The sequence below is a fragment of the Odoribacter sp. N15.MGS-14 genome (assembly GCF_000980245.1).
Lineage (GTDB): Bacteria > Bacteroidota > Bacteroidia > Bacteroidales > Marinifilaceae > Odoribacter > Odoribacter splanchnicus.
In genome coordinates, this window is record NZ_LARE01000124.1 from 1 (window position 1) to 2,676 (window position 2,676).

The 2,676-nt window shown below is 37.4% G+C and carries 2 protein-coding genes; one reads left to right on the forward strand and one right to left on the reverse strand.

The features are described from left to right. On the reverse strand, window positions 1–911 hold a 911-nt coding region (locus WS34_RS14300), incomplete at its 3' end, for a carboxypeptidase-like regulatory domain-containing protein (protein ID WP_046405681.1). A 1,504-nt stretch (window positions 912–2,415) separates the two neighbouring features. Between WS34_RS14300 and WS34_RS14305 the strand changes: the two genes are divergently transcribed. Then, window positions 2,416–2,676, forward strand: a 261-nt coding sequence (locus tag WS34_RS14305; RefSeq protein WP_286693821.1) for a PhzF family phenazine biosynthesis protein, incomplete at its 3' end; no start/stop codon positions are given.

Below are 2,676 nucleotides of genomic sequence, written 5' to 3' on the forward strand. Positions count from 1 at the left end.
AAATACTGATAAATCAGATCCATCTTTAAATGGCGTTCGGCAGTACCAACCAAAGTCGAACGCATTGTCGGTTTCATAGCCACCCCATAATAGCCGTTCAAGCGAACCTGAGGTTTACCTGCCTTCGGAGTTTTGGTTTTGATGATAATTACCCCATTAGCCGCACGGGCTCCATAAATGGCCGATGCCGAAGCATCTTTCAACACATCGATCGATTCGATATCATTGGGATTGATCCCGGCAATCGGGTTAGTCCCCGTCAGGTCGATCTGGCCTAAGTCGCCTTCGTCCATCACAATTCCATCCACCACATACAAAGGAGTACTTCGCGAATCCTGGCTGGCAATACTGGTATTCCCACGTAAAGTGACAATCCCCTTTGCACCGGGTTCTCCGGTAATATTCAACACATTCAAACCGGCCACTTTTCCTTGTAAAGCCATTTCCACACTGGGGACCGGAATATTCTCAATCTTTTCCCCGGCCACACTGGCGATTGCAGCAGTCGATTTCTCTCTCTTAATCGCCTGATAACCGATTACAACCACATCTTCCAACTGCTTGACATCCGGCTGAATACTCAGGTTCACCGTTGTTTTTCCGTTTACCGCCACCTCTGTCGTCTTATAGCCGACAAATTTGAAAATCAAAGTAGCGTCTTTGGGTATATTCAACGTGTACTTTCCTTCAATATCCGTCACAGTCCCAATATTCGAACTTCCTTTCAACAATACATTCACGCCAGGAACAGGCTGATTCGTTTCATCCGTCACTGTTCCAGTCACCTTTACCAGATCTGTCTGAGCAAATATACTTGCAGGCAATCCAAATGATAAAAGAAGTATCAGCATATAAAGCCAACACCGGGTCGGTAGACCTCCCCTTTTTAAATTCTTGACAAATTTTTCCATAAACTGATTTGGTTTTGATTTCAAAATATGTTTTCAGGTACAAAAACGTTTGCATAACACCAGCAAACGATTTCACCACTCATGTAGAAAAACGGCTCTTTTTCATAGGCATTGTATTTATTATTAAATGTAAACCCATTAGCGATCTATTCTTGTAAAAGAAACACTTATTAAAAAGTGACAAAAAAAATGTTCGATTCTTTTGGCGGATTTCTACCAAAAGAATAATTGACAGACGATAATCGACAATTGACAATTACCTGAAAGTTTCGTTTCCATTAGAAAAAAATAAGAAAAGAAAAATGAGAATTAGAATAAAAATATAATCATTGATTATCAGACAAATAAAAAAGAAACCATAGGTTTGGAGATATATTGTCAAATGTCATTTGATAATTGTTAATTAACCAAGCGGCCTCAGGGTCCAGGAACTTTATAAACTTTATGGACTTTATAAACTTTCGACTGATTTAATCGAACGTTTATCTTTGATTACCCACTTGATCATTATCATCTATTTAATAAATAGTATAGAGAACGACGGTTTTGTTTTTAAATTTCTTTTACAAATGTGGCGGATATTTCGGAACATCTATAGCACAAACATCCGAAAAAATGAAAATATTGTACTTTTCGACAGATTTTCAGTTACTATTTTAACAAAAATATAACAAATCTACTGTACAATTTTTCCATAAGTGTCTTAAATACAACTATAAAACAAAAAGTAGAATTATTCTGTTACTAATTCGTCTCCGGTAATCGGAATTATCGACCCGGTCGCTTCTGTTGATCACCAAACACGAACACCGGAGACTCACGTTATCACTTTATGGAAAACGCACTGTGACCTAAAAAACATGAACTCCTACGAAACAGATGTTTTCTGCCTCCTTACATTAGGAATCATTTTAGAAATCAGTATTTTGTAGAAACAATCCGATCAAGTAACCCGGGAATCCGTACTCCGGTCAGGATTACCTGTCCTTTCTTCTAAATGGTGTCCAGGGCAGACATAAGGGGATAAAAAAGTCCCACAAATCGTTGAATTTGTGGGACTTGGCTGTTCTTTGTCCGGTAGTGTCCGGTTAGTTCAGCGGAGAGGGAGGGATTCGAACCTACAACTCTAACCGCTTATATTTCAGCTACTTTGATTTCAAAATTTCAAATAGGTAACGAAACAGTAACGATTTTCAACCGTGAAGCCTGTCCAACTTTGACTGCTGTTTGTCTGCCTAACTTTCGGGTTCAAAGATATGGCTTTCTTTTGAAATATGCAAATCATTGAAAATAAATATTCTGCGGTTAGTGCAAGGTGCAAGCTATATATATAAATATATACTTGCACCTTGCACTAAATTGTCACTTGAACAAGTACTATGAAACACTAATCCTACTAAAGCCTTATATAAGGTCAATGTCATTTATGTGTGTCAGTTTTTTAAACCTAAACTTATTATAGAGATTTTACAAAAAAGGTTTTTCGAGGAAATCCGGCAGCCATTTGTTTGATAGAAAATGGTTACCTGATAATTTAATGATAGAAATAGCTATGGAAAATAAGCTTTTAGAAACAGCGTTTGTGGTGAAAGAAAACGAGCAATATAAACTTCGGGTGGGTTACCAAAAAATGGAAATTGATTTATGTGGACATGCAACTTTAGCAACAACGTATGTAATAACTTCTTTTGTAGAGCCAAACAAAACGACGATATCATTTCACACTCGAAACGGAATATTAAAATATACCTTACATTGGAGAAAA